Raw genomic sequence first — 26,280 nt, 5'->3', positions numbered from 1 at the left:
TTTTCAAGCGCGGCTTTTTTCGGCAAAACGCTGCACAAGGCAGCATTTCTATCACTTTTCGTACTGGATGCGGCTGAATTCCTGGGAAAAACGGTCCACCTGCTGCCAATCTGTATATTCCACTTCTTTACTGGTATCCGTCTCTCCGCCGGTCATTTTCATGATAAAGCGGATCATGACGCGATCGAACCAGCGATAACGCGGATAACGCAGCGCGCCAGCGAACACGGCGCACTGCTTTGGCTGCCAAGGTGATGACAATAAGAACTTGCGGGTGTAGGCGTTGGTTTGCGGCGAACGCTTTTCCGGTTTGCGTGCCGTCAGGTTAACCGCGAAAAACGCGCTAGGCATCTGATTCAGCTGATCAGCGTGGCGCTTCACAAATCGATGTAATGCCGTATTGAAATGCCCGTAACGTATCGACGCTCCTATAAGTACCTGTTGGTACTGCCCAAGCTCGATATGCTCTGCCTGCTGCAGATCGATAACGTCGCAGTTCAGGGTATCCTGCAACTGGTTAGCTATATAAGCAGCAATAGAATGCGTTTGTCCGTCACGGCTCGAATAGAGAATCAGTGCCTTCATGGCGTTACTCCTCGTAGATACATTTACTCACGCCAGAAAGTCGGTGTGAAGAGAACCAGCAGCGTAAACACTTCCAAACGGCCAAACAGCATGGTCAACACCAGTACCCACTTTGCCGGTGGCGGCATGGTGGTAAAGTTATCGGCGACAACGCCGAGGCCAGGCCCCAGGTTATTCAGCGTAGCCGTTACCGCGGCAAAGGCCGAGAATTCGTCCACGCCGGTGGCGATAATGGCCAGCATGCTGACGATAAATACCAATGCATAGGCGGAGAAGAATCCCCACACCGCTTCAAGAATACGCTCCGGCAATGCGCGGTTGCCTAATTTGATGGTGTAAACCGCATTTGGGTGCACCAGCCGCTTCAACTCACGCGACCCTTGCAGATACAGCAGCAGGATGCGAATCACTTTCAAGCCACCGCCCGTTGAACCCGCGCAGCCACCGATAAAGGCAGAGCAGAGCAGGAGCATTGGCAGGAACAGTGGCCATTTGGCGATGCTGTCGGTGGTAAACCCTGCGGTGGTGGCCATCGACACCACTTGGAAGAACGCCTGATTGAGCGTTTCCAGGCCGCTTTTATATATACCGTGCCACCACAGAACCACGGTACACACCGCCACCAGCGTGAACTGCACGGCGATAAACATGCGAAACTCCGGATCGCGCCAGTACACTTTCAAACTGCGTCCGCTGAGCAAGGCAAAGTGAAGGCCGTAGTTACAACCGGAGATCAGCAAGAACACCGCGATAATGGTGTTGATGGTCGGGCTGGCGAAGTAACCCACGCTGGCATCATGCGTTGAGAAACCTCCAATAGCGATAGTTGAGAAGCTATGGCCGATAGCGTCGAACACCGACATGCCGGCGCCCCATAACGCCAACGCACAGGCCACCGTCAGCAGCACATAGATCAGCCATAGGGTTTTAGCCGTTTCGGCAATACGCGGACGCATTTTATTGTCTTTCAACGGACCCGGCATTTCCGCCCGGTATAGCTGCATACCCCCGACGCCGAGGATAGGCAGTATGGCGACAGCCAGCACGATGATCCCCATCCCCCCCATCCATTGCAGCATCTGGCGGTAGAATAAGATGGCTTTAGGCAAGGAGTCTAACCCTACCAGGGTGGTGGCACCGGTGGTGGTTAAACCCGAGAAGGATTCGAAAAAGGCGTCTGTCAGGGAAAGATTGGGCCGCTCGGAAAACAGGAAAGGTAATGCCCCCACGCTGCCCAGTACGGTCCAGAACAACACCACAATCAGGAAGCCTTCACGCGGCTTTAATTCGTGCTTCTGCTTGCGGTTTGGCCACCACAGCATCAAGCCAATGGTCACGGCTACAAAGAAGGTCTGGCTGAATGCCCGTCCCGCTCCGTCGCGGTATATCAATGCCACCAGGCCAGGAATAAACATTGTCCCGGAAAACAGGATAACCAGCAGGCCCACAATACGGGTTATGGCGCGAAAATGCATTTCAGCACGATCCTTAACAATTCAGTTGGTGGGAATTATTGCGATATAGGGACTAATTGCAAACTTCCACGGCTGAGATCGCGTAATTTATTCCCGAATGCCTCAGTACCCGTGGCCGGTAGCGCCAGATGTAACACCACGGCAGCACCGTAATCCCCATGCACAATCCGCCCTTCACTAAGCTGTAGCAAATTTTCTACCATTGCCAGCTGAGCATAGTCGCACTGCAAAGTATATTCGAGCTGCGGGACTTTATAGCTGACAACCAGCTGCTTGAGCGCCTGTTGTACGCCGCTACCGTAAGCCCGCACCAGACCACCGGTACCCAGTTTGATCCCGCCATAGTAGCGAACTACCACTGCGGTTATTTCACCGATCCCACTGCCCATTAGCTGGCTCAGGATGGGCTTGCCCGCAGTGCCGGAGGGTTCACCGTCATCGGAGAACCCCAACTGCTGCGAATCATTCGGTGCACCGGCAACAAAAGCCCAGCAATGGTGCCGGGCCGTTGGATGCTCGTCACGAATCTGCTGGATAAAGGCTTTGGCCGCCTCGACCCCACAGGTGGGTGCCAGCAGGGTGATGAAACGGCTTTTCTTTATCTCTTCACTGACGCTGATGACTGCGCCAGGAATGGGGTAAGGCTGCATCAGGCCAGGTTCAGATCGCGCGTCATATTCTCAATACGCTTTTCGTGGATCACGATATTGTCCTCAATGCGGATACCGCCGTAAGGTTTCAACGCATCGATACGATCCCAGGCAAAGTGTTTACTGAACTCGCCACTACGCCAAGGAGCCAACAGGGACTCAATGAAATACAGGCCCGGCTCAATGGTCAGCACCATGCCTGGTTGCATGACACGGGTGCAGCGCAGGAAGGGATATTTTGCAGGTGCTGCCAGATGAGTACCATTTTCATCCTGCATAAACCCGGCGGCATCATGTACCTGCAAACCAAGCGGGTGGCCTAAGCCGTGCGGCAGGAACGGACAGGTGATGCCTTGTTCGACCATCGCCTCTTCGCTGATGCCCGTTACCAGCTTATGATTTTTCAACAGTTTGGCGATGCGTTGATGCATCTGTACATGGTAATCCGTGTAGCGCACCCCGGCTTTCATGGTATCTATCAGCGCAAGCTGTTCACTGTTGAGATCTTTCACCAGATGGGCGAATGCATTGTCGCTCTGAGCCGCATAGGTGCGAGTCAGGTCGGCAGCGTAGCCGTTATATTCTGCCCCCGCATCGATCAGGAAACTGCGGGATTCGGCCGGAGGTTGATGATCCAGCTTGGTATAATGCAGCACCGCCGCATGCTCATTCAGGGCCACGATATTATCGTAAGGCACGTCCGTATCACGATGGCCAGTGGCGGTCAGATAGGCCAGGTTGATATCGAACTCGCTCATACCGGACTGGAAGGCTTCATGAGCGGCACGGTGCCCCATCACGGCCGTTTTCTGCGCTTCGCGCATGCAGGCCAGCTCATAGCCGGTTTTGATCGAGCGGCGGAAATCGAGGAAATTCAACACCGCTTGCGGGTTGATGTGCTCGGCCGCAATGCCAAGAGAGAGGGCCCGCTGTTGTGCATAGCCAATATAGCCTACACGCTCACGCTGCTGTGGCAGTTGGCTGGCGATATCATCGGCATTGGTCAGCGGCAACAGTTCAATAGATTTGGTCCAGAAGCTGTTGGGTAGCGGTTCAACGCTATGCCAGTAATCCACCGGGGAATAGAACCACAGCTTTGGTTTGTTAACGCCGTCCACCCACAACCAGCAGTTCGGCACCGACGTTACCGGCACCCACGCCTTGAAGTTGGCGTTCACTTTAAACGGGTAGCTGTGGTCGTCCAGAAAGACCCGTTGCAGCTCGCCTGAATGGATTAGCAATGCATCCAGATTGTTGCGCTCTAATACTTCACGAGCTCGTTGTTGCAGTGTTGCCAGGTGGTCGTTATACAAAGAAGCCAGCGTTTCCATCACAGTACCCTTATGCCCTCAGAACGGAATGAGCCATCTTAACACACTGATCCCACGCTCCAACCCCATCTCCTCTTGCATGAGGTGTGCTTCGCAAACCGCTGCAAACAGATTACATCCCTGGGCGATATGGCTGCTACGCGCCAAAGTTTCGCGCCCAAGGGTGAAAAATAACTTGATTTGGTATCAATCAATTAGCCATTTCCCCTGTGATCCGGTTTGCAAATATGCAATCTATTATTTGCAATTTATTAACATAAAAACCACACTCCTCATCATCTGGTCATACCAGATCATCTGCGCTGATTCAGGAGATCGACATGCTCTACCAAGGCGAAACATTACAAGTACACTGGCTCGACAACGGCATCGCCGAGTTGGTGTTCAACGCACCAGGCCCGATCAACAAGCTGGATACCAGCACCGTTGCCAGCCTGGGTGCCGCACTCGAGGTGCTGGAACAGCAAACCGAGTTGAAAGGGCTGCTGCTGCGCTCTGCCAAATCCGCATTCATCGTGGGTGCCGACATCACCGAGTTCCTCTCGCTGTTTGCCGCACCGGCCGAAAAGCTGCATGAATGGCTGGTGTTTGCCAATACCATCTTTAACCGGCTGGAAGATTTACCGGTGCCAACCATTTCCGCCATTAACGGATACGCGTTAGGCGGCGGCTGCGAATGTATCCTGGCGACCGATTTCCGTATCGCCTCTCCAGACGCACGCATCGGCCTGCCGGAAACCAAACTGGGCATCATGCCAGGATTCGGGGGTTCAGTACGTCTGCCACGCCTGCTCGGTAACGACAGCGCGCTGGAAATCATTGCCGCCGGGAAAGATATCGGTGCAAAAGACGCACTGAAAGTCGGCCTGGTCGATGCCGTGGTCGCACCGGAGAAGCTGGTGGAAGCCGCGCTGAAAGTGCTGCAACAGGCGATCGACGGCCAACTCGATTGGCGTGGTTACCGTCAGCCAAAGCTGGAGCCGCTGAAGCTGAGCCCAATCGAAGCGGCAATGAGTTTCACCACGGCCAAAGGCATGGTGATGCAAACCGCAGGTATTCATTATCCTGCGCCGATGACCGCAGTAAAAACCATCGAAGCCGCCGCCAGGCTTGGCCGTGACGAAGCGTTGAAACTGGAAACCGCCAGCTTTGTGCCTTTGGCCCGCTCTAACGAAGCGCGCGCCCTGGTGGGCATTTTCCTCAACGATCAGTTTGTGAAAGGCCAGGCGAAAAAACTGGCCAGAAACGTTGAAGCTCCGAAACAGGCTGCCGTGCTGGGTGCAGGAATTATGGGGGGCGGTATCGCCTACCAATCCGCGCTGAAAGGTGTGCCGGTGATCATGAAGGACATCAGCGACAAATCCCTGGCTCTCGGCATGAATGAAGCGGCCAAGCTGCTGAATAAACAGCTGGAGCGCGGCAAGTTGGATGGCCTGAAGATGGCACAGGTGCTGTCAACCATCCAGCCAACGCTGGACTATGCCGGTATCGAACGCGCCCAACTGATTGTTGAGGCCGTAGTTGAAAATCCTAAGGTAAAAGCGGCGGTGTTGTCTGAAGTGGAAGCCCTGATCGGCGAAGATACCGTACTGGCCTCCAACACCTCAACCATCCCGATCAATCACCTGGCAAAATCGTTGAAGCGCCCGCAAAACTTCTGCGGTATGCATTTCTTCAACCCGGTGCACCGCATGCCGCTGGTTGAGATAATCCGCGGTGAACACACCAGCGACAGCACTATCGCTGCCGTGGTGGCCTACGCCACCCGCATGGGCAAAACGCCGATCGTGGTCAATGATTGCCCTGGGTTCTTCGTTAACCGAGTGCTGTTCCCGTATTTTGCCGGGTTTAGTCAGCTGCTGCGCGACGGCGCCGACTTCCGTCAGATCGACAAAGTGATGGAGAAACAGTTCGGCTGGCCGATGGGCCCGGCGTATCTGTTGGATGTGGTCGGTATTGATACCGCGCACCACGCCCAGGCGGTGATGGCCAACGGTTTCCCTGAACGCATGAGTAAAAATTACCGCGATGCGATCGACGTGATGTTCGATAACCAACGCTTCGGCCAGAAAAACCAGCTGGGCTTCTACCGCTACAGCCAGGATAGCAAAGGCAAGCCGCGTAAAGATAACGACGAGCAAACCGACACTCTGCTGGCAACCGTGAGCGCGTCGGCCCAGACCTTCAGCAGTGAAGAGATCATCGCTCGCATGATGATCCCGATGATCAACGAAGTGGTACGCTGCCTGGAAGAAGGCATTGTGGCCAGCCCGGCAGAAGCGGATATGGCATTGGTTTACGGCATCGGCTTCCCGCCGTTCCACGGTGGCGCATTCCGCTATCTGGATACGCTCGGCACCGCCAATTACGTCGAGATGGCCCAGCGTTACGCTAACCTGGGGGCACTGTATCAGGTGCCAGCCGGTCTGCGTGCCAAGGCGGAACGTAATGAAAGCTACTACCCGGTGGCGACAGCAGCGCTGTCTGATATCTCCACTGGCCAACCGGCATGAGGTTATAAAGATGGAAAACGTAGTTATTGTTGATGCCGTACGTACGCCAATGGGCCGCTCAAAAGGCGGCGCTTTCCGCCAGGTACGCGCGGAAGATCTTTCCGCACATCTGATGCGTGCCGTGTTGAGCCGTAACCCGGCGCTGAATGCCGCTGAGATTGATGACATTTACTGGGGCTGCGTGCAGCAGACGCTGGAACAAGGCTTCAACATCGCCCGTAACGCTGCGCTGTTGGCTGAGATCCCACATAGCGTGCCAGCGGTAACGGTAAACCGCCTGTGTGGTTCTTCCATGCAGGCCTTGCACGACGCAGCCCGCGCAATCATGGTAGGTGACGCTCAGGTCAGCCTGATCGGCGGAGTGGAACATATGGGCCACGTCCCGATGAACCACGGCGTAGACTTCCATCCTGGCCTGAGCCGCACCGTGGCAAAAGCGGCCGGAATGATGGGCCTGACCGCAGAAATGCTGGCCAAAATGCATAATATCAGCCGCGAAATGCAGGATGAATTTGCAGCTCGCTCCCACCAACGTGCCCATGCCGCTACGTTGGCTGGCTATTTCAAAAACGAAATTATCCCCACCACCGGCCATGACGCCGACGGCGTACTGACGCGTTACGATTATGATGAAGTGATCCGCCCGGAAACCACCGTTGCCAGCCTGGCGGCATTGCGCCCGGCGTTTGACCCGGTCAACGGCACCGTCACCGCAGGCACCTCTTCCGCACTGTCTGACGGCGCTTCCGCCATGTTGATCATGAGCGAATCCCGCGCCAAGGCACTCGGCCTGAAGGCGCGTGCCCGCATCCGCTCAATGGCGGTCGTGGGATGCGATCCTTCGATCATGGGCTATGGTCCGGTGCCTGCCAGCAAACTCGCACTTAAACGCGCCGGTCTGAGCGTACAGGATATCGATCTGTTTGAATTGAATGAGGCCTTTGCCGCCCAGTCGCTGCCCTGCATTAAAGATCTGGGGCTGCTGGAAAGCATGGACGACAAGATCAACCTTAACGGCGGTGCGATTGCCCTGGGCCACCCATTAGGCTGCTCCGGCTCCCGCATCTCTACCACCCTGCTGAATAATATGGAACGCCGTGACGTGCAGTTTGGTCTGGCCACCATGTGTATCGGCCTGGGCCAGGGGATCGCCACGGTATTTGAACGCGTTTAGCTGTGTCTGATTGGATGCCCCAAAAGGGCATCCCAAAGGTTTTGTTGCCGTACTTCCCGCCTGTCAGGGGCGGGTTTTTTTATGCCTGGAATTCGGCACCAATAAAAACGGGGCAGCACCTGGCCACCCCGTCTTTACTGCTGCACGTACAATCAGATGAACGCGAAAGCGTCGCCAAACATGTGCGCTTCCAGCGCGCCACGCTCGGCGCAGAAACGCTCACGGGCAATTTTCGCCATCTCGAAACGACCTGCGATATAGATATCATGCTCCGCCAGCGAGCCAAAATCCTGCAACACGGCGCTCAGCACCGTACCACTGCGGCCACGCCAGTCGTCTTCCGGCTGTTCAACAACCGGAATAACCTTCAGATTTGGGTATTGCAGTGAAATCGCTTCCAGTTCGTTGAGATCATACAGATGCTTCAGCTCACGCCCACCCCAGTAGATAGAGATATCGCGATTGGGTTGCTGTTCCAGCGCGGTCAGTAAAATCGAGCGCGCGTAAGAGAACCCGGTACCACTGGCAATCAACACCAGCGGGCGCTCGCCCTCTTCACGCAGCCAGGCTTCACCATGCGGAATATCCACGGTGATGGCCTGCTCTTTCAGCACCCGATCCATCACCGCCATGGCATACAGGTTCAGTTCAGAAGCACCAATATGCAGCTCGATATAATCTTGCTGTGCTGGCGTCGAGGCCACAGAGAACGGGCGTTTATCACGCTCATCCATCACTACCATCAGGTATTGACCTGCTTTGAACGAAAACGGTGCCTCTGGCACCAAACGTACCCGATAAACGGTATCGGTAATGGCCTCTACGGAGGTCACTTTACAGCTCAGGATTGTCATGCGTTCCTCTGTCGGGTCATCACTGGCGCTAAAGCGTCGGTTCTCGGTCACTGAATATGGCGAGCTCATCCCAGATGTCATCGATGCGCGCACGCACCTTCTCATCCATCTTGATCGGACGGCCCCACTCTCGTTGGGTTTCTCCCGGCCATTTATTGGTGGCATCCAGGCCCATTTTCGATCCCAACCCGGAAATCGGCGAGGCGAAGTCCAGATAATCAATCGGCGTATTCTCCACTAAAACGGTATCCCTTGCCGGATCCATTCGGGTGGTTATCGCCCAAATCACATCATTCCAGTCACGCGCATTCACGTCGTCATCGCAAACGATGACAAACTTGGTATACATAAATTGGCGCAGGAAAGACCAGACCCCCATCATTACGCGTTTGGCGTGTCCTGCGTACTGTTTTTTGATGGTCACCACCGCCAGGCGATAGGAACACCCTTCCGGCGGCAGGTAGAAATCGACGATTTCTGGAAACTGTTTTTGCAGGATCGGCACAAACACTTCGTTCAGCGCCACTCCCATCACCGCAGGTTCATCCGGCGGGCGGCCGGTATAGGTCGAGTGATAAATCGCGTTGCGACGCTGGGTAATATGGGTCACGGTAAAGACGGGGAAATGATCGATCTCGTTATAGTAACCGGTGTGATCGCCATACGGGCCTTCTGGCGCCAGTTCCCCTTGCTCGATATAGCCTTCCAGCACGATTTCCGCACTGGCAGGAACTTCGAGATCGCAGGACAGACATTTGACCACTTCAGTCTTGTTGCCGCGCAACAGCCCGGCAAAGGCATATTCAGACAAGTTATCCGGCACCGGTGTCACCGCGCCCAAAATGGTGGCAGGATCGGCCCCCAGCGCAACGGCGACCGGGAAACGTTCACCAGGATGTTCCTGACACCACTCCTGATAATCCAGCGCGCCACCACGGTGCGAGAGCCAGCGCATAATCAGCTTGTTCTTGCCCAACACCTGCTGGCGATAGATCCCCAGATTCTGGCGCTCTTTGTGCGGGCCACGGGTAACCGTCAGCCCCCAAGTGACCAGCGGGGCAGCATCTTCCGGCCAGCAATGCATCACCGGGATACGGCCGAGATCGACATCTTCCCCTTGCCACACCTGTTCCTGGCACGGGGCAGAGCCCAGCACCTTGGTCGGCATATTCAGCACTTGTTTGAACTTGGGGACCTTGTCGAACAGATCGCGAAAGCCCTTCGGTGGCTCTGGCTCTTTGAGGAACGCCAACAGCTTGCCCACTTCGCGCAGCGCACTGACGTCTTCCTGCCCCATCCCCATCGCCACCCGCTTGGGCGTGCCGAACAGGTTACAGAGCACCGGCATATCGTAGCCTTTCGGGTTTTCGAACAGCAACGCCGGGCCGCCCGCTCGCAGCGTACGATCGGCAATTTCTGTCATTTCCAGATAGGGATCAATCGGCTGGCTGATGCGTTTTAGTTCCCCTCTCTTTTCCAGCAACGAGAGGAAATCGCGTAGGTCACGGTATTTCATGCAAGCCATTACACCATTGATTTATAGAAGATTTAAACGATGAACCCTGAAAATCTCAAGGTGGCTCGACGTTTAATTAACTGGCTGATTTTAAGGCGTTTCACAGCAAAGGGATAGATTAACAAATTCTAGCCAATCTGCCCACATTAGCGCTACTGGTTTGGGTTGTCATCACAATGCTGAATCTGTAGGGGCGCCGCATGCTGCGCCCCTTCGGTTTATCAATGGCAGATGAACGGCACCAGAGAGCGCAATGCCAAAGTGTCCTGATACTCCTGTATCTCTACCCCGTGGCGGAACACCTTGAAGCCCTGCTCCCTGGCGCTGAAGTAGCGCAGATCGTTGCCGCAGACGTGCAGCAGGCTGCCTTCACGCAGTGCGACAACCGACTCGCTCGGATTCACTGCACAGAACTCTGCCAGGCGCTCATCACGGGTTTCACCCATGTGGCCGCTGATATGGGCATCAATATAGTGTGGGTTGATCTGTAGCGGGAACAGCCCCAGCGCAGGCAACACCACGCTGTTGCGCACCGGCATATCATTGGTGGTGCGGATGCTCGGCGTCGCCACGTTGCAGCCAGCGCTCCACCCCACATAGGGTACTTCACGCTCACGCACCGCACGCTGGATTGGCACAATCAGGCCATTTTCATGCAGCATCTGGTTCAGCATCCAGGTATTGCCGCCGCTGACCAAAATACACTCGGCCTGCGCGATCGCCTCTGCCGGAGACTCGGCATGATGGATGCTGGTGACCTTGATACCCAACATCTGCGACAGTTCCCCCGCACGCTGGTCGTAATCACCGCGGATCATGGCATAAGGAATAAATACGGCTGACGTGATGTTACGGCGTTCAATCATGGCCAACAGCTGGCTCTTGGCATAACCGAGCAGTTCGGCCTCGCCGGAAAGCTTGCCGTTACTTAGCAAAAATAGCTCCATGTCTCTCCCTCAGTGCAAGAATGATAAAGACGTCACGTTGAGTGTCAGACGTACCCACCAATATTGTGACAGTCACAAATTTTGAATCTATGGTTATACCTGAACCAGGCAAAAAAATGTGTGACTTTATGCCGGCTACCGTGGATTGCCGCAAATCATGGCAACAAGATGAACGCTTGCGTCACTAGGTATCCGTAGTGGCTTTTGGTATGCTTAACGGCTGACAGAAAGGCATGTGAAACTATGGAATCTTGGTATTTACTTTATTGTAAGCGCGGCCAGCTCTTACGGGCCCAGGAACACCTGGTAAGGCAAGCCGTCAACTGCCTGAGCCCAATTATTACGTTGGAGAAAATCGTGCGTGGCAAACGTACCGCCGTTAGCGAACCGCTGTTTCCCAACTACCTGTTTGTTGAATTCGATCCGGAACGTATTCACACCACCACGATCAGCGCAACCCGTGGTGTCAGCCACTTTGTGCGATTTGGAGCCTTACCGACCCAGATACCTTTACAGGTTATCGAAGAACTCCAGACACATAGCGAAGAATACTATGTAGATCCAGAGACCCCGCAACCGGGCGATAAGGTGCTGATCACCGATGGCGTGTTTGAGGGCCTACATGCGATCTACACCGAACCCGACGGTGAAGCCCGCTCGATGCTGCTGCTGAATCTGATCAACAAGCAGATTAATCAGAGCATCGATAACCGGCAGTTCCAGAAACTTTAATGCAAACAGGCACCCAAGGGTGCCTGTTTTGTCTGCTACCGATTAACGGCGCATCGCATCATCATGCAGCCACTGGGCAACACGCTTGGCGAAGTAGGTCAGCACACCATCAGCCCCGGCACGCTTAAAGCACAGCAAGGATTCCATCACCGCCGGTTGCTCCTGCAGCCAGCCGTTCTGGATCGCCGCCATATGCATCGCATATTCGCCCGATACCTGATAGGCGAAGGTCGGCACCCCGAAGGTATCTTTGACACGGCGCACCACGTCCAGATATGGCATCCCCGGTTTCACCATCACCATATCCGCGCCTTCCTGCAGATCCTGAGCAATCTCTTGCAGGGCTTCGTCGCCGTTGGCCGGATCCATCTGATAGGTTTTCTTGTTGCCGCCTTTCAGGTTACCGGTGGAGCCGAGCGCATCACGGAACGGGCCGTAATAGCATGAGGCATATTTGGCGGAATACGCCATGATCTGGGTATTAACCAGGCCTTGCAGCTCCAGTTGATCGCGGATCGCGCCAATGCGACCATCCATCATATCGCTGGGAGCCACGATTTCGGCACCGGCTTCAGCATGAGATAGCGCCTGGCGAACCAGAATTTCTTTGCTGATATCGTTGATCACGTAGCCATGCTCGTCGATCACCCCGTCCTGCCCATGGGTCGTATACGGGTCGAGCGCCACATCGGTCAGGATCCCCAGCTCCGGCACGGCATCTTTCAGCGCACGCACGGTGCGCTGCACCAAACCATCCGGGTTGTAGGCTTCCTCAGCATGCAGCGACTTCAGGCCAGGCTCAATCACCGGGAACAGAGAGATCACCGGTACGCCGAGTTTGGCAATGGCTTCCGCCTCTTTGATCAGCAGATCGATGCTCATGCGCGATACGCCAGGCATCGAGGAAACGGCTTCCTGACGGTTGCTACCTTCCATGACAAACACCGGGTAGATCAGGTCATTGACCGTTACCTGATTCTCGGCGACCAAACGGCGGCTGAAGTCATGACGGCGCACACGGCGCATACGGCGACCAGGGAAGGTGCCCGGAAATGCATAGCTCATAATTTTCTCCTAACTCAGACCAGCCGGAATAACCGGCGGGCGTTCTCATCAGTTTTCTGGCCCAGCCACGCGGGATCTTCTTCGCGCCAGGTTGCAACCTGCCGAATGATATGGGGCAGAAAACAGGGTTCGTTGCGGCGAGATGCAGGTTTCGGGTGTAAATCCCGGGGCAACAAATAGGGGGCATCGGTTTCAAGCAGCAGACGATCGGCCGGGATTTGGGGTAACAAGGCACGCAGTTCCAGACCCCGGCGCTCATCACAAACCCAACCGGTGATACCGATCGACAACCCCAGCGCCAGACAGTCCTGTAACTCTTCGGCGCTGCCGGTGAAGCAATGCACAACTGCGGCGGGCAGTTTATCCAACCAGGGAGTCAGCAGTGCAACAAAACGTGCGTGTGCGTCCCGGCAATGCAGGAAGACCGGCATATTGAGCTCGGCGGCCAATGCCAGTTGAGCGTTGAAAGCCAGTTCCTGCTGTACCGGGGTGGAAAAATTACGGTTAAAATCCAGCCCACACTCGCCAATGGCGGCCACGAAGGGCTGCGATGCCAACTGGTGAATATGCTGCGCAACCTCATCGTTCCAACTGCTGGCATCATGCGGATGCACGCCCGCCGTAGACCAGCAATAACCACTATGCGCACGGGCCAGTTCGCTGGCCGCCTCGCTTTGCTGTGCGTTGGTGCCGGTGATCAGTATCCCCGTCACGCCTGCCGTTTTGGCTCGCTCAACCACCTGTGTGGCATCTTTGGCAAATTGGGAGCTGGTAAGATTGACGCCAATATCAAACATGGATTTTTCCAAAGCAAAAGCCGCCCGATGGGCGGCTTAGGGACAGACGAGTATCAGGATGCTGGTGGCTCTTCGCCTTCCTCTTCTTCCTCTACCGGCTTGCGCCGCTTCCCTACATAGAAGCGGGCGAAGAACACGCCAACCTCAAACAGCAGGTACATCGGGATCGCCAACAGGGTTTGCGAGAACACGTCCGGCGGCGTCAACAGCATGCCGACCACGAAAGCCCCGACCAACACATACGGGCGTTTCTTACGCAGGTCTTCTGGCGTAGTGACACCGCTCCAGCACAGCAGAATAATGGCAACCGGCACTTCAAAAGCCACGCCGAACGCCATAAACAGCGCCATGACAAAACTCAGGTAGTTGCTGATATCGGTCGCAATCGTGACGCCGATGGGTGCAGTTTTGGCAAAAAAGCCAAAGGCCAACGGGAACACAACAAAGTAGGCAAACGCCATCCCCAGATAGAACAACAGGCTGCTGGAAACCAGCAACGGCATCATCAGGCGGCGTTCATGCTGGTACAACGCAGGAGCGATAAAGGCCCAGACCTGATAGAGAATGAAAGGCGCGGCAACGATCACCGAAACCATCATCGTCAACTTGATCGGAGCAAAGAACGGTGAAGCCACGTCGGTGGCGATCATGCTCGCCCCGGCAGGCAACTGCTCGATCAGCGGTGCAGAAACGATCTGATAAATATCGTTAGCGAAAAACACCAACACGATAAAGATCGCCAGCACGCTGATGATCGAATTTAACAGCCGCTTACGCAGTTCAATCAGATGACTGATAAGCGGTTGGGTATCTTCAACGGCCATGTTTTAACGTTCGCCACTAGGTTGTTGAGACGCAGGGGATTTATCCGCCACAGGCTCTGGGATGGCCTGCTTTGCAGGGATTTGCTGATCCACGACCGTTGCCTGAGCCACGGAGGGCACCACCGGCTCGCTTTGCACGGCTGGTGCAGGTTCAGTGGGCTGCGGTGTGGCAACAGGTGCCGAAGCGGTAGTCGCCGCTTCCGCCGGAGTCACGCCGTCGTGGATGGCTTCAGGATCGGTGACCACTGGATTGTGGATGGTATGCGGTGGCTCGTCCTTATCGACGTGATAAGAACGTTTCAGCGACTCAGCCGCCTCTTTCAGCTCATCCATTGAAGCTTTGAGTTCCGGCGTTAAATTCTGCAAGCCCGCTTTCTCCGCCTTTTTCAGGCTTTCCTGCAGTTCTTGCAGCTTCAATTCCTGCGTCAGCTCATTCTGCACCGAAGCTGCCAGAGAGCGCAGCGCTCGGATCCAGCCCGCAACGGTTCTGACCGCCACTGGTAACCGTTCTGGCCCAAGTACCACCAGGCCAATCACCAGTACCAGCAGCAGTTCACCAAACCCAATGTCAAACACGGTTTATACCTGCTCTTTGTTCTTCGACTCTTCCGCTGCTTTCACTTCCGGCTGCTTATCGGTGATAGGCTTGGCCGCAAAGTCAGCATCGTGGTTGGTTTTTTCAGTGGTGTTGGTTGGTGCAGCGCTGTTGTCGTCGCCAATGGCTTTTTTGAAGCCCTTGATTGATGCACCCAGATCGGAGCCCAGCGTACGCAGTTTGTTGGTACCAAACAGCAGCACCACGATCACCGCGATGATCAACAATTGCCAAATACTAATACCGCCCATTACAGTTACCTCTAGAGATTAAAAGGGTAATTTTCAAGTTGCCGCATTATATACCCTTCATCTTTGTGTTGGATATGCCCCGTTTTTGCAGGGCTACAGCGACAACGCTTAACCTGATGGTTAATTTATTCAGACGGTGCGTTTCCAACCGACGACCCAGGCCACTACGCCTGCGGCCATCATCCAGGCAGGAAACACCTCCACGCCTCCCAGCAGTAAAATCGTACCACTGACTAACAGTGTAGCGCCAACCCCAAACAAATACCGTGATTGACCTTGCCGAACGCGTTGCGCCTGCATCTGACCGGTCAATTTATCGACGCTTTGTTGCAACAGTTTATGCTGTTGCAGGCTGTCATAAAACAGTTCCGGTAACTCAGGCAGTTTCTCGGCCCAGAACGGCGCTTTTTCTTTCAGCGCGCGGATCACCGCCGGAATGCCTACCTGATCCCGCAGCCAGCTTTCCAGGAACGGCTTTGCCGTGGTCCACAGATCCAGTTGCGGATAGAGCTGGCGGCCTAGGCCCTCAACGTACAGCAGCGTCTTTTGCAGTAATACCAGTTGCGGCTGCACTTCCATATTGAAACGGCGTGCGGTATTGAACAGGTTCAAGAGTACGTTGCCGAACGAAATTTCCGCCAGCGGTTTTTCAAAGATCGGCTCGCAGACAGTACGAATGGCGAACTCAAAATCTTCCACGTTGGTATCACGCGGTACCCAGCCAGAATCAACGTGCAGCTCCGCCACCTTACGGTAGTCGCGGTTGAAGAAGGCGATAAAGTTTTCCGCCAGATAGCGCTTGTCGTCTTTGTTCAGGGAACCCACGATACCGCAGTCGATGCCGATATAACACGGATCTTCCGGGTGCTCATAGCTGACGAAAATATTGCCTGGGTGCATGTCGGCATGGAAGAAGCTATCGCGGAACACCTGGGTAAAGAATACCTGGACGCCACGCTCGGCCAGCAGTTTCATATTGGTGTTCTGCTGTTCCAGAGCCGCAATATCCGATACCGGGATGCCGTAAATCCGCTCCATCACCAGCACGCTCTCGCGGCAGTAATCGGAGTAAACCTCTGGCACGTAGAGCATCGGGCTACCGTCAAAATTACGGCGCAGCTGGATGGCGTTGGCCGCTTCACGCAGCAGGTTCAGCTCATCGAGCAGGGTTTTCTCATATTCACGCACCACTTCGCGCGGACGCAAACGGCGACCGTCCGGCATAAGCTTGGGCACCCAGCCTGCCAGGCGATACATCAGGCGCACATCGGCTTTGATAATCGGCCCAATGTCCGGGCGGATCACCTTCAGCACCACCTCTTGGCCGGTCGTTTTCAGCCGGGCGGTATGCACCTGGGCAATCGAAGCCGACGCCAGCGCCTGCTGGTCAAAGTCATCGAACCAGGTTTCCAGCGGGCCGCCCATCGCCAACTCGATATGCTTACGTGCCAGCGCACCATCGAACGGCGCCACTCGGTCCTGCAACAGCGTCAGTTGGTCGGCAATGTGGGGTGGGAACAGATCGCGGCGGGTCGACATCATCTGACCGAACTTGATCCACACCGGGCCCAGTTCTTGCAGCGCCAGGCGCAGGCGTTCGCCCAACGGCTGGCCTTTATGGCGGTTCGGCATCCAGAACAGCAGGCGGCGGCCAATGCGCAGCGGCAGCGTCAAGCGCATCTTGGGGATCAGTTCATCCAGTCCATAGCTCAGGAAAACGCGCACGATCAAATACAGGCGGCAAATTTCGCCAGGGGTCATCGCTTACCCTCCAACTTGTCCAGACGAGCAATCAGTGCGTCCACACTGCGAACGGTGGCATCAACCTCTTCGTTAAACCACACCACTTCAAGCGGGCCGGGAGCCATACGCCACTCTTCGGTCAACGTTTCGGCCACGTAGCGTTGCTGGCTCTGCAAACCGGATTTCAGCAGGCCTAAACCTTTACCTACGATCTGACTAACCCCTTGCGCAGCGATGTCGCCCACATAAGGCGCCAGCCATTCCGCCGGATCCCACTCTGCCAGATCGAGCAAACCGACCAGCTGTTGCACCACCTGAATATCGCCTTCGACAATCAGCTCACCGCTACGCATCAGCGGGGAAAGTTGCTGGCGATCGCGTAATTTCAGCAGCACCGGTACGCGGGTTTGCACCGTACAGTCGGCGCTATCTTCTGATTGGCCAAGCACATCCACGCGCTGTTCGCTGAACAGCAGTACCAACGGCGAAGAGAGTTCCTGTAGCTCGATACGTAACACTTTACCCGCCAGCCTTTGGCGGGCGGCTTTCATGCTACGATCGCGAAACAGCAGGCTATTAAGCGAGGTTTCCAGCACGCCGGTCAGTAACGGGGTTAGCAGCATCGGCATTTCCATATCAGAACTTGAAGCCCCGGTGCAGCGCCACGATGCCGCCGGTCAGGTTGAAGTAGTTGACGTTCTCGAAGCCGGCCGCAGCCATCATCCCCTTCAGGGTTTCCTGATCGGGGTGCATGCGGATCGATTCTGCCAGATAGCGGTAGCTGTCCGGATCTTTCACCACCAGCTCACCAATTTTTGGCAGCACGTGGAAGGAATAGGCGTCGTAAGCCTTGCTCAGCGGCTCCAGCAGCGGCTTGGAAAACTCCAGCACCAGCAAGCGGCCACCCGGTTTCAGCACACGGAACATCGAGCGCAGTGCTTTGTCTTTGTCGGTGACGTTGCGCAGGCCAAAGGAGATGGTGATGCAGTCAAAATAGTTATCCGGGAACGGCAGAGCTTCGGCGTTGGCCTGCACGTAGCTGATATTGCCAACGATACCGTGGTCACGCAGCTTTTCGCGCCCCATCTTGAGCATGGAATCGTTGATATCCGCCAGCACCACCTGCCCCTGCTCGCCCACCATGCGGGAGAACTTGGCGGCCAGATCGCCAGTACCACCGGCCAGATCCAGCACACGCTGGCCGCGGCGTACGCCGCTGCAATCGATGGTAAAACGCTTCCAGATACGATGGATACCAAACGACATCAGGTCGTTCATCACGTCATATTTTGCCGCTACCGAGTGAAAAACGTTGGCCACCATGGCCTGCTTCTCGTCTCTTGCTACGGTACGAAAGCCAAAATCGGTGGTTTCCTGCGCTTGATCTGCCATTGTCCTGCCTGCCATTCAGTCAATTTAGTGTCGTGGAGTGTACCAGAAAGCCGCGTAATACCCCACCTTGCAACGGTATCATCCGTGCGATGCGCGATGCGGTTCTTCGTTACTATCGTCGTTCTCTTCCCCAGGCAGCGAGGCGATATCCTCGTCTGGCTCAGAGAGCAGCTCATCATCCTGTTGTTCCGATGCCTGCTGCGCCAAAAGCGGGTTGATGGGACGTTTAATCTCAACCCCAAGCGCGCGGAAGCCCTCGATGCGGCCGATAAGATTACCACGGCCTTCGCTCAGTTTATTCATCGCCTGGTGATAACTGCCCTGCGCCCTATCCAGGCTCTGCCCCAAGGCCGACATATCGTCAACGAACAGGCGCATCTTGTCATACAGGCGGGCGGCGCGATCGGCGATCCGCTGGGCGTTCTGACTCTGATGCTCATAGCGCCACAGGTTGGTAATGGTACGCAGCGCCACCAGCAAAGTGGTTGGGCTGACCAGCATGATATTATGTTGCAATGCCTCGCTAATCAGCTCCGGCTCACGATCGATAGCCAACAGGAAGGCCGGTTCCACCGGGATAAACATCAGCACATAATCCAGCGAACGCAGGCCAGGCAGCTGTTGATAATCCTTACGGCCCAACACGCGAATGTGCCCACGCAGCGAAGTGATATGCTCGGTCAACGCCGCTTCCCGCTCGAAGTCATCTTCACTGTTGAAATAACGCTCATAGGCCACCAGCGACATTTTGGCGTCGATCACCACGTCTTTACCCTGTGGCAAACGCACGATCACGTCTGGCTGCATACGGCTTTGGCTATCCAGCCGCACATTAACCTGCGTCTCATACTCATGTCCTTCACGCAGGCCAGAGGCTTCCAACACGCGGCTCAGCACCACCTCGCCCCAATTACCCTGGGTTTTGTTATCGCCTTTTAGCGCCTTGGTGAGATTGAGCGCCTCGCGAGCCATTTGCGCATTCAACTGTTGCAGATTACGGATTTCGTGCGTCAATGTATGGCGTTCGCGTGCTTCCTGGCCAAAGCTGTCCTGCACCTGGCGGCGGAAACCGTCCAACTGCTCGCGTAACGGCAGCAACAGGCGATCCAGGCTTTGCTTATTTTGCTCATCCACCTTGCGGCCGCTGTTTTCGAAAATGCGGTTGGCCAGGTTCTCAAACTGGGTGGTCAAACGTTGTTCACTGCTGATCAACAGCCGCTGTTTCTCTTCTGCGGCCATCCGGGTCTCTTCCAGGCGGATCGTCACCTCACGCAGTTCGGCTTCCTGAGCGCTGTTGACTTCACGCTGCGCCCGTAGCTCCTGATTCAGCAATTCACATTCATTGCGCCAATGGTTGAGCTGTTGCAGCCTCTCCTGCCCGGCGGCCAGTTGGCTGTGCAGGGTGCGCAGTTCCAGATCGTTTTGCCGTAGCAGCTGTTCGTGGCGTTGCAGCGTCTCTTGGCGGGAGGCAGTTTCAAGCTGTGCCTGCTGTAAAGACTGTTCCAGCAGACGCATGTCGGTTTCATGTTGCGCACCGTGCTGCTGCGCACGCAGGCTGGCGATCAGCCACCCCAGCAGTAAACCTATCGCTACGCCACCAATACCGTAAACCAAACTGGTATCCACCCTGCCTCCTGTCATACATGCACTTGCGGCGCGTTTTACGCCTGATGCCTGCCACGTTAAAGGGAGCCTGTATGGATGTCCAGTCTGTTTTTATGTGGAAGTGAGCGCGGTAACCACGGCGGTACCGCGCTAATAAGGCAGGTTAAAACAGCTTGAAGCGATATTCGGCAATAAACTCGCCGGACAGCGAGTGGGAGGTCTGCGAATGCCCATCCACCAGTATCGGCGTTTTATTGCTGTTCTTATAAGACCAACCCGGCCCAGCCATGGCGAATACCGTCAGGTTTTTCAGCTTGGGATGGGAGGGAGCCCAGCGGCCAAAGACGTTGATCTCACCGGTACGCACCGCGGCACCTTGGTAGCTAAACTGGCCCACGTTGCCCGCCAGCCCGGCGGTAAACTCAGGCGTGATGCGGTATTCGGCCATGGTGGCCAGCATGGTTTCGCCATCGCGCATATAGTCTTCACCCGCATAGGCCATGGAGGTAAAGGTACCGCGTGAATTTTTGGACATATGGCGCGGGTAGAAACCAAGCTGGCCGTCGCCCTTCGGTGCTCGCGTATGGGCGATGCCGACCTTGACGCTCCATAGCGGTTCCTGCCATTTGGCATCCAGCGCATAGTGGTTGGCGTTATGATCGAAGTTGCGCTTGCTCAGCGCCATCTGTTTATAGTCATCCAGCGCCTGAGTGGTGTAAATCTGGCTGCCCAGGCTGAGTTTCTCATTGGCTTTGTACCCCACCCGCAAGATCTGGCGGCGTAAATAGTCCTGAGATTCCCCATAGGCCAGTTGCCCATTAAATTGCTTATTCTCATAGCCCAACTCAGCGCTGGCGAGATGGTTGATATAGCGGCCATCGTTGGTCTGCAAACGCAGGCTGTCAGGGGAGTTACGATCCATAGAACGTTCAACATACGCGCCGCGCAAAGAGAGCCCGGCACCGGATACGCCACCGGACCAACCCAGGTAAGTCGTAGGCGACAGGCGAGTGGAGGTGGAAATCACGCCGTAGTTACGCAACACCTGCCAGCCAGCCTGCGCATTCAGCGCCGCGCCACCTACGTCGCCTTTCAGCTTGATATAGCGTTGGCCCACCTTGCTATAACCAGCAGCATTCTCTTTGCTGTTGCCGGGACCGTTGTTATATAGCACCCCACGAGTATTGAAGTAATCGCTGGCACCCAACTTTACCGCGCTGTAGTAATCGAGATTAACGCCGATAAAGTCCGCCAGATAGCCAGACTGATAACCCAGCGCCAGCCCTTGCCCCCAGGCGTTGTGCACCTCTTTTGGGTTGGCGGCATCTTCCTTGAGGTACTTCCAGTAGTTTTTCAGCGACAGTTCAGCGTGGCTGTCGCTGAAAAAGGACGAATCCAGGACGTCATCAACGCTGGCCTGGGCCGCAGTGGAGAATAGCGAAATAGCGATCAGACAGCTTAAAGCAGAACGTTTCATTATTGTTATCCCCGAAAAAGGTATAGAAAATCCCTGCCGAGGCGATATGCTATCGCCTCAGATAATATCCCTGAGCCAAAAGGGTGCGTTATTTTTATTGGGTAATAATCAAGGTGCTTTATTTAGTAACGCTTTCCCTTTAGCGACATAAGTCATATCGCCAATATCGGTTACGGTATATTTCCCGTCTTTATAAGTCATCTTGACGACTGCCGCATTAGTCAGTGGCTTATTTTTGTTCGGGTTATCGGTCATATCGGAAATCATCATCTGCATCGAGAGCCCGGAAGAGACCGCCAGGATGTTTTTATCCCCATTTTTTACGGCATTCTGCACCATGGTATGCAAGGCTCGTTGCATACGGGTTTTGACCTGCAGCGCACTTTCCGCCTCTTGCTTATCATCGCTTTGCGTGATGGCATCCACCATCGGGATCAGGCTGATCTTGCCTTCGCCCATTTGCTTGAACATCTCGGCACCAGAGGCCAGGCCCAGCTTCTTGGCAGCAGCGTCGGCCATTTCTGCGTTAGCGCGCCCTTCAAAACCGCCGAAGAACATTTCGCGCAGGTCGGTCAGTTCCGTGACCTTGGCATCCGACTTGCCCATTTCCTTGAGGATCACCTGCATCGTTTCACGCTGGCGGCCAGCGTCGCTGGTGTAGAAGCTATCGAAAGGGATCCCCTTCAACCCGGCACCCAGATAGCGCGCGGTTTCGATCCCAGCCGGTGTCAGTGGTGAGTCAGCCCAGCCCTGCACGCGATCGTAGGTATTGAGCAGCGTTTTACCGTGGCGAGCAAAATAGATATCGACGCTATCGCTTTGCGCGGCAGTGACGTTGAAAGCCGCAGCAGAGGAAACGGCAACTACGGAGGCCAGTAGCCAGGTTTTAATTTTCATTACTTTTTCCTTAGTGAACAAAATAACGTCTATAGGTTAATTTTTTTAATCATCGGCAGATCATTTGCCAAAATAAGGGCGAAAAAAAACCCAAACCCATGACATTGGTTCGTCAACGGGTTTGGGTTTTGCCTGTTTATTCACAGTAACAATCCACTTATTGGGAAAATAACACTGTTAAAAAATAAGGGAATTAAAAAGCACCGGATAAGGATAAATTCGTGATCGAATTCTCACTGTGACGCTGAATAATTAAAATATGAGGCTAATTGGCACGGCACCGGTTCATGCCATCCACTGGGTAAACCATTTGATACCAAAGGCGCCAGGTGCCAGGATGCCGAAAGCCCAGACCATTGCCGAGGCCACATTGGCAATCTGGAACGCGGTTTGCGGCATGGCACAGATGCCCCCCACCAGCGGCACCACGGCGCGCAACGGCCCGAAGAAGCGCCCAAAGAAAATGCCCAGTACGCCCCATCGCTCAAAAAACGCATGGCCACGCACCAACAGCTGTGGATTGCGTGACAGCGGCCACATATGAGCGACGCGCCCCTGATAGTGATAGCCGACCCAATAGGAGAGCCAGTCCCCAAAGAAGGCACCGGCGGCGGCCGCAGCCCAGAGCGGCCAAAAGGCAATGCCGCTCTCGCCAATCAACGCCCCCAACCCCAGCAGAATAACCGTGGCAGGCAACAACAACGAGAGGAAGGCCAGCGACTCGCCAAATGCAAGGAAGAAGACGATCGGGATCGCCCAGGCTTCATGCTGGCGTACCACTTCACCTACCCAGTGAATGACGTCATTGAGGCTCATAGCCTGCTCCTTTTGAGAACGGATCCGACCTCAAGAATACGCAGTCCCCTCCCTCACTGGTTAAACCCCGGTTAAACATGGTGCCGTTATTCCAGATAGAGTGCCTGCAACGTCTCGAGCTGGCGTTGCCCCAGCCCATATTCGGCCTCCAACCAACGGCTGGTGGAGCCATATTGCTCATGAATGCAACCCAACGCGGTCGCCAGGAACTCTTCACGTGCGCTAAGCACATAGGCAAACTGCGCCACCGAGGCGTCGTTCAGGCGGATAGACATCTGCTCCAACATATATTCACGGTAGCTCGCCAGCGTGGTTTCCGTCAGCAGATAATCTTCCATTACCGTAGCTTCATCCGCCCCCAGAGCCAGCAACACCATCGCCGAACCGACTCCGGTACGGTCTTTGCCTACCGCACAGTGCTGCACAATCGCACCGCCTTCAGGCTGAGCCAGCAACTGCGCCAGTTGGCGATAGGCGGCGTTATTGAACGGCAGGCGGCGGTACAGCTCCAGCATAAAAGCCCGGGCATCAAACTTGGCCAGCGTTTCGTCGGTGAGTTTTTCAAGGTTGGCATTCACTTCGCTGCTGAGTGGATTGGCCGGCACGTGGTAATAGTCGGCTCCCGACCATAGCACGTCAGGTTTGGCCTGCACTTCGTCGAAGTCGCGGTAGTCCAGCACCGAACGCATTGGCATCTGAGCCAGGTAGCGACAGTCGTTTTCACTCAAGCGATCCAGAGCGCCGGAACGAAACAGCAGCCCGCGTTTGATACGGCGGCCATCGGCCACGCTGTTACCGCCTAAATCGCGGAAGTTGATACCACCGTCAAGCGGCGCAAGTGAAGGATGGAGCAGGATCTGAGCGGTCATAGACGTCCTTACATTGATTGTCTCGGGATATGCCGCCACATCAGCCAGCAATCGGTAAACACCAACAACAGAAGGCCAGCAGCATGACGCAGAGGGGGATAACCGTAACAGAAGGGGAAACGGGCCGTCAAACGGCCCGCTTTTAACGAGGATTTGGATTACAGCAGACGGCGAGCAGCCTCAACGACGATTTGCACCGCCTGGCTTTCAGTCTTCTTCATGGTTTCCGCATTCGGGATCTCTTGCTGGGTGCGGTTAACGATCACACCGGCAACCATCCCCGCACGCAGGCCCTGGCTGGCGCACATGGTCAGCAGGGTGGCGGATTCCATTTCATAGTTCATCACGCCCATCGACTGCCACTCCTCCATCGAGCCCTTAAAGCGGCTGACCACACGGCCGGAATAAGTGTCGTAACGTTCCTGGCCTGGATAGAAGGTATCGGAAGAGGCGGTCACGCCGATATGCGTGGTAGCACCGCTGGCCTTGGCAGCTTCAACCAGCGCAGTGGTACAGGCAAAGTCCGCCACTGCCGGGAATTCCATTGGGGCAAAGTGCAAGCTGGCACCGTCGAGGCGCACAGCAGCGGTTGTCACCAGCACGTCGCCCACGTTGATATTGGCCTGAATGGCACCGGTCGTGCCGATACGCAGGAAGGTACGAATACCCAGCTGTGCCAACTCTTCAACGGCGATCGAGGTAGACGGGCCACCGATACCGGTTGAGCACACGATCACGGCCTTGCCATCCAGTTCTGCACGCCAAGAGGTAAATTCGCGGTGGGAAGCCAGGTGAACCGGGTTTTCCATCAGCTTGGCAATTTTCTCAACACGCTGCGGATCGCCAGGGACGATGGCCAATGTAGCGCCTTGCAGATCGTTTTTAGTGAGACCGAGGTGGAAAACGTCAGACTGAGACATGGGGGACTCCTCATGGATACGGTTTTTGGGAGGAACAAACAGAGATTCTACTGACAATCGCTGTTAAATTTCGTGATGATCATCACCTTGAATAAAGAAACAGAAATTCATCTACATTATTTTTGTGATTTAAATCACATAAAAAACCCTAGCACGCTTAATCTCCACTCAGTTTATACCAAGTTGCTGCCTGAGCAGTCATTGCTATCCTGAGCGAAAATTCGCCATGCTGTGCTAATAAGCGCTAATCTGCCTATAGTTAACTGCCGCGCTTTTTCTCTAACGCATGGAGCCTGCAATCAATGAAAACAGAACAACAAATAACGTTAAAACAGGCCAAAGGGGGATTTACCCCGGCCGTCGCACCGTTGGCCACCTCGACCATTCTGACCGATGTGCAGGATATACACGTGGGGGAAACCACCATCCCTTCGCAGGGGGACGATCTGCCAGCCTATATCGCCAAACCGGCCCATCATCAAGGGCCGTTCCCAATTGTGCTGGTCGTGCAGGAAATTTTTGGCGTGCATGAACACATTCAGGATCTGTGTCGCCGCTTGGCTAAGCAGGGCTATCTGGCCATCGCTCCAGAACTCTATTTCCGCCAGGGCGATGCCAGAGAGTACAGCGAAATCAGCGAGCTGATGCAAAAGCTGGTCAGCAAGGTGCCAGACAGCCAGGTATTGGCCGATCTGGATCACGCTGCGCACTGGGCAACGCGCCACGGCGGCGATGCCAGCAGGTTGGCGATCACCGGTTTCTGCTGGGGCGGCCGCATCACCTGGCTGTATGCCGCGCATAATCCGCAGCTGAAGGCGGCAGTGGCCTGGTACGGCAAGCTGGTGGGGGAGAAAACCTTGAATTCTCCGAAGCATCCGGTTGATATCGCGACCGATCTTTCGGCGCCGGTGCTTGGGCTATACGGTGGACAAGACGGCGGCATTCCGCTGGATACGGTGGAAACCATGCGCCAGGCGATCCGTGCGGCCAATGCCGATGCGGAAATCGTGGTGTATCCAGAAGCGGGGCATGCTTTCCACGCCGATTACCGGCCAAGCTATAACGCGGAGGCTTCCACCGACGGATGGCAGCGCATGTTGGCCTGGTTCAGCCAGCATGGTGTGAAATAGAGGGGCGCATCCCTACATGCCAAGTTGGGTGAGGAATATCAGCAGTTTCAGGGGCAGCAAGTGCCCCTGATGCTTGTCACCAATATCCCCTCACCCCAACCCTCTCCCGATGTAAAGATCAG

Annotated in this window: 25 protein-coding genes; 4 read left to right on the top strand and 21 right to left on the bottom strand. The window is 55.3% G+C overall.

The annotated features are described in order from the left end of the window. Positions 1-51: 51 nt before the first annotated feature. The 4 genes from hemG to pepQ are packed head-to-tail and all read right to left on the bottom strand — an operon-like array spanning position 52 to position 4,041. Positions 52-585: a menaquinone-dependent protoporphyrinogen IX dehydrogenase gene (hemG, locus tag N6G83_RS52640; protein ID WP_021181453.1), complete on the bottom strand. Its 534-nt coding sequence runs from the start codon at positions 583-585 to the stop codon at positions 52-54. 23 nt (positions 586-608) lie between these two features. Further along, on the bottom strand, positions 609-2,060 hold the full coding sequence (gene trkH / locus N6G83_RS52635) for a Trk system potassium transporter TrkH (RefSeq protein ID WP_024531097.1): 1,452 nt from the start codon (positions 2,058-2,060) through the stop codon (positions 609-611). 35 nt (positions 2,061-2,095) lie between these two features. Further along, entirely contained in the window at positions 2,096-2,710 is a 615-nt protein-coding gene (locus N6G83_RS52630) for an IMPACT family protein (protein ID WP_024531098.1), read from the bottom strand. Then, positions 2,710-4,041, bottom strand: coding sequence for a Xaa-Pro dipeptidase (pepQ, locus tag N6G83_RS52625; RefSeq protein ID WP_024531099.1), 1,332 nt, complete (start codon positions 4,039-4,041; stop codon positions 2,710-2,712). The genes N6G83_RS52630 and pepQ overlap by 1 nt, the downstream gene beginning before the upstream one ends. Before the next feature lie 320 nt (positions 4,042-4,361). Between pepQ and fadB the strand changes: the two genes are divergently transcribed. Both fadB and fadA read left to right on the top strand, forming a co-directional pair. After that, complete coding sequence (fadB, locus tag N6G83_RS52620) at positions 4,362-6,554, top strand: fatty acid oxidation complex subunit alpha FadB (protein ID WP_074032122.1); 2,193 nt, start codon at positions 4,362-4,364, stop codon at positions 6,552-6,554. A 10-nt stretch (positions 6,555-6,564) separates the two neighbouring features. Next, positions 6,565-7,728 (top strand): acetyl-CoA C-acyltransferase FadA, encoded by a 1,164-nt coding sequence (gene fadA, locus N6G83_RS52615; protein WP_065685049.1) that lies wholly within the window; start codon positions 6,565-6,567, stop codon positions 7,726-7,728. 152 nt (positions 7,729-7,880) lie between these two features. On the opposite strand, the gene fre is transcribed toward fadA, so the two are convergent. The 3 genes from fre to pepE all read right to left on the bottom strand — a co-directional run bounded on the left by fre (position 7,881) and on the right by pepE (position 11,045). Continuing rightward, positions 7,881-8,582: an NAD(P)H-flavin reductase gene (gene fre / locus N6G83_RS52610; protein ID WP_260524342.1), complete on the bottom strand. Its 702-nt coding sequence runs from the start codon at positions 8,580-8,582 to the stop codon at positions 7,881-7,883. A 28-nt stretch (positions 8,583-8,610) separates the two neighbouring features. Next, on the bottom strand, positions 8,611-10,107 hold the full coding sequence (ubiD, locus tag N6G83_RS52605) for a 4-hydroxy-3-polyprenylbenzoate decarboxylase (RefSeq protein ID WP_024531103.1): 1,497 nt from the start codon (positions 10,105-10,107) through the stop codon (positions 8,611-8,613). 212 nt (positions 10,108-10,319) lie between these two features. Next, positions 10,320-11,045 (bottom strand): dipeptidase PepE, encoded by a 726-nt coding sequence (gene pepE / locus N6G83_RS52600; RefSeq protein WP_211136110.1) that lies wholly within the window; start codon positions 11,043-11,045, stop codon positions 10,320-10,322. A 243-nt stretch (positions 11,046-11,288) separates the two neighbouring features. Here pepE and rfaH point away from each other — a divergent pair, with 243 nt between their 5' ends. After that, the gene (gene rfaH / locus N6G83_RS52595) at positions 11,289-11,777 is read left to right on the top strand and encodes a transcription/translation regulatory transformer protein RfaH (protein ID WP_074032120.1); all 489 of its coding nucleotides are present in this window, start codon (positions 11,289-11,291) and stop codon (positions 11,775-11,777) included. Between the two features lie 42 nt (positions 11,778-11,819). Here the strand turns inward: rfaH and hemB are convergent, their stop codons facing one another. The 14 genes from hemB to udp form a co-directional block, all read right to left on the bottom strand. Further along, positions 11,820-12,842, bottom strand: coding sequence for a porphobilinogen synthase (hemB, locus tag N6G83_RS52590; RefSeq protein WP_021181463.1), 1,023 nt, complete (start codon positions 12,840-12,842; stop codon positions 11,820-11,822). 14 nt (positions 12,843-12,856) lie between these two features. Continuing rightward, complete coding sequence (gene tatD / locus N6G83_RS52585) at positions 12,857-13,639, bottom strand: 3'-5' ssDNA/RNA exonuclease TatD (RefSeq protein ID WP_211136111.1); 783 nt, start codon at positions 13,637-13,639, stop codon at positions 12,857-12,859. A gap of 53 nt (positions 13,640-13,692) precedes the next feature. Further along, entirely contained in the window at positions 13,693-14,463 is a 771-nt protein-coding gene (gene tatC, locus N6G83_RS52580; RefSeq protein ID WP_024531107.1) for a Sec-independent protein translocase subunit TatC, read from the bottom strand. A gap of 3 nt (positions 14,464-14,466) precedes the next feature. Continuing rightward, positions 14,467-15,039 carry a Sec-independent protein translocase protein TatB gene (tatB, locus tag N6G83_RS52575; protein WP_074032118.1) on the bottom strand — a complete coding sequence of 191 codons (573 nt, stop codon included), beginning with the start codon at positions 15,037-15,039 and terminating at the stop codon, positions 14,467-14,469. Positions 15,040-15,042: 3 nt separating this feature from the next. After that, positions 15,043-15,309 carry a Sec-independent protein translocase subunit TatA gene (gene tatA / locus N6G83_RS52570; protein ID WP_024485464.1) on the bottom strand — a complete coding sequence of 89 codons (267 nt, stop codon included), beginning with the start codon at positions 15,307-15,309 and terminating at the stop codon, positions 15,043-15,045. A gap of 129 nt (positions 15,310-15,438) precedes the next feature. Continuing rightward, complete coding sequence (gene ubiB, locus N6G83_RS52565) at positions 15,439-17,070, bottom strand: ubiquinone biosynthesis regulatory protein kinase UbiB (protein ID WP_024531109.1); 1,632 nt, start codon at positions 17,068-17,070, stop codon at positions 15,439-15,441. Next, positions 17,067-17,675: an SCP2 domain-containing protein gene (locus N6G83_RS52560; RefSeq protein WP_024485462.1), complete on the bottom strand. Its 609-nt coding sequence runs from the start codon at positions 17,673-17,675 to the stop codon at positions 17,067-17,069. The genes ubiB and N6G83_RS52560 overlap by 4 nt, the downstream gene beginning before the upstream one ends. Positions 17,676-17,688: 13 nt before the next feature. Further along, complete coding sequence (gene ubiE / locus N6G83_RS52555) at positions 17,689-18,444, bottom strand: bifunctional demethylmenaquinone methyltransferase/2-methoxy-6-polyprenyl-1,4-benzoquinol methylase UbiE (RefSeq protein ID WP_021181470.1); 756 nt, start codon at positions 18,442-18,444, stop codon at positions 17,689-17,691. Positions 18,445-18,522: 78 nt separating this feature from the next. Further along, positions 18,523-20,070, bottom strand: coding sequence for a DNA recombination protein RmuC (gene rmuC / locus N6G83_RS52550; protein ID WP_024531110.1), 1,548 nt, complete (start codon positions 20,068-20,070; stop codon positions 18,523-18,525). A gap of 142 nt (positions 20,071-20,212) precedes the next feature. After that, positions 20,213-21,526, bottom strand: a complete 1,314-nt coding sequence (locus N6G83_RS52545) for an OprD family outer membrane porin (RefSeq protein WP_074032116.1) — start codon at positions 21,524-21,526, stop codon at positions 20,213-20,215. 108 nt (positions 21,527-21,634) lie between these two features. Then, a complete protein-coding gene (locus N6G83_RS52540) occupies positions 21,635-22,417 on the bottom strand; it encodes a histidine phosphatase family protein (RefSeq protein WP_248006653.1) in 783 nt (260 codons plus the stop codon). A gap of 291 nt (positions 22,418-22,708) precedes the next feature. Next, positions 22,709-23,239, bottom strand: a complete 531-nt coding sequence (locus N6G83_RS52535) for a DedA family protein (RefSeq protein WP_024531113.1) — start codon at positions 23,237-23,239, stop codon at positions 22,709-22,711. Between the two features lie 86 nt (positions 23,240-23,325). Further along, positions 23,326-24,108 (bottom strand): tyrosine-protein phosphatase, encoded by a 783-nt coding sequence (locus N6G83_RS52530; protein ID WP_024531114.1) that lies wholly within the window; start codon positions 24,106-24,108, stop codon positions 23,326-23,328. A 158-nt stretch (positions 24,109-24,266) separates the two neighbouring features. Beyond that, positions 24,267-25,028: a uridine phosphorylase gene (udp, locus tag N6G83_RS52525; RefSeq protein WP_024531115.1), complete on the bottom strand. Its 762-nt coding sequence runs from the start codon at positions 25,026-25,028 to the stop codon at positions 24,267-24,269. Between the two features lie 302 nt (positions 25,029-25,330). Between udp and N6G83_RS52520 the strand changes: the two genes are divergently transcribed. Next, on the top strand, positions 25,331-26,158 hold the full coding sequence (locus N6G83_RS52520) for a dienelactone hydrolase family protein (RefSeq protein WP_024531116.1): 828 nt from the start codon (positions 25,331-25,333) through the stop codon (positions 26,156-26,158). Positions 26,159-26,280: the final 122 nt, after the last annotated feature.

The sequence above is a fragment of the Serratia sp. PL7 genome (genome assembly GCF_945957435.1).
Note: the sequence above shows the minus strand (reverse complement) of the source record. Positions and strands in the feature narration are given on the sequence as shown.

Bases quoted from the DNA above. Each gene is read 5' to 3' on its own strand.
- hemG (WP_021181453.1), bottom strand. From the start codon at position 585: ATGAAGGCACTGATTCTCTATTCGAGCCGTGACGGACAAACGCATTCT.
- trkH (WP_024531097.1), bottom strand. From the start codon at position 2,060: ATGCATTTTCGCGCCATAACCCGTATTGTGGGCCTGCTGGTTATCCTG.
- N6G83_RS52630 (WP_024531098.1), bottom strand. From the start codon at position 2,710: ATGCAGCCTTACCCCATTCCTGGCGCAGTCATCAGCGTCAGTGAAGAG.
- pepQ (WP_024531099.1), bottom strand. From the start codon at position 4,041: ATGGAAACGCTGGCTTCTTTGTATAACGACCACCTGGCAACACTGCAA.
- fadB (WP_074032122.1), top strand. From the start codon at position 4,362: ATGCTCTACCAAGGCGAAACATTACAAGTACACTGGCTCGACAACGGC.
- fadA (WP_065685049.1), top strand. From the start codon at position 6,565: ATGGAAAACGTAGTTATTGTTGATGCCGTACGTACGCCAATGGGCCGC.
- fre (WP_260524342.1), bottom strand. From the start codon at position 8,582: ATGACAATCCTGAGCTGTAAAGTGACCTCCGTAGAGGCCATTACCGAT.
- ubiD (WP_024531103.1), bottom strand. From the start codon at position 10,107: ATGGCTTGCATGAAATACCGTGACCTACGCGATTTCCTCTCGTTGCTG.
- pepE (WP_211136110.1), bottom strand. From the start codon at position 11,045: ATGGAGCTATTTTTGCTAAGTAACGGCAAGCTTTCCGGCGAGGCCGAA.
- rfaH (WP_074032120.1), top strand. From the start codon at position 11,289: ATGGAATCTTGGTATTTACTTTATTGTAAGCGCGGCCAGCTCTTACGG.
- hemB (WP_021181463.1), bottom strand. From the start codon at position 12,842: ATGAGCTATGCATTTCCGGGCACCTTCCCTGGTCGCCGTATGCGCCGT.
- tatD (WP_211136111.1), bottom strand. From the start codon at position 13,639: ATGTTTGATATTGGCGTCAATCTTACCAGCTCCCAATTTGCCAAAGAT.
- tatC (WP_024531107.1), bottom strand. From the start codon at position 14,463: ATGGCCGTTGAAGATACCCAACCGCTTATCAGTCATCTGATTGAACTG.
- tatA (WP_024485464.1), bottom strand. From the start codon at position 15,309: ATGGGCGGTATTAGTATTTGGCAATTGTTGATCATCGCGGTGATCGTG.
- ubiB (WP_024531109.1), bottom strand. From the start codon at position 17,070: ATGACCCCTGGCGAAATTTGCCGCCTGTATTTGATCGTGCGCGTTTTC.
- N6G83_RS52560 (WP_024485462.1), bottom strand. From the start codon at position 17,675: ATGCTGCTAACCCCGTTACTGACCGGCGTGCTGGAAACCTCGCTTAAT.
- ubiE (WP_021181470.1), bottom strand. From the start codon at position 18,444: ATGGCAGATCAAGCGCAGGAAACCACCGATTTTGGCTTTCGTACCGTA.
- N6G83_RS52545 (WP_074032116.1), bottom strand. From the start codon at position 21,526: ATGAAACGTTCTGCTTTAAGCTGTCTGATCGCTATTTCGCTATTCTCC.
- N6G83_RS52535 (WP_024531113.1), bottom strand. From the start codon at position 23,239: ATGAGCCTCAATGACGTCATTCACTGGGTAGGTGAAGTGGTACGCCAG.
- N6G83_RS52530 (WP_024531114.1), bottom strand. From the start codon at position 24,108: ATGACCGCTCAGATCCTGCTCCATCCTTCACTTGCGCCGCTTGACGGT.
- udp (WP_024531115.1), bottom strand. From the start codon at position 25,028: ATGTCTCAGTCTGACGTTTTCCACCTCGGTCTCACTAAAAACGATCTG.
- N6G83_RS52520 (WP_024531116.1), top strand. From the start codon at position 25,331: ATGAAAACAGAACAACAAATAACGTTAAAACAGGCCAAAGGGGGATTT.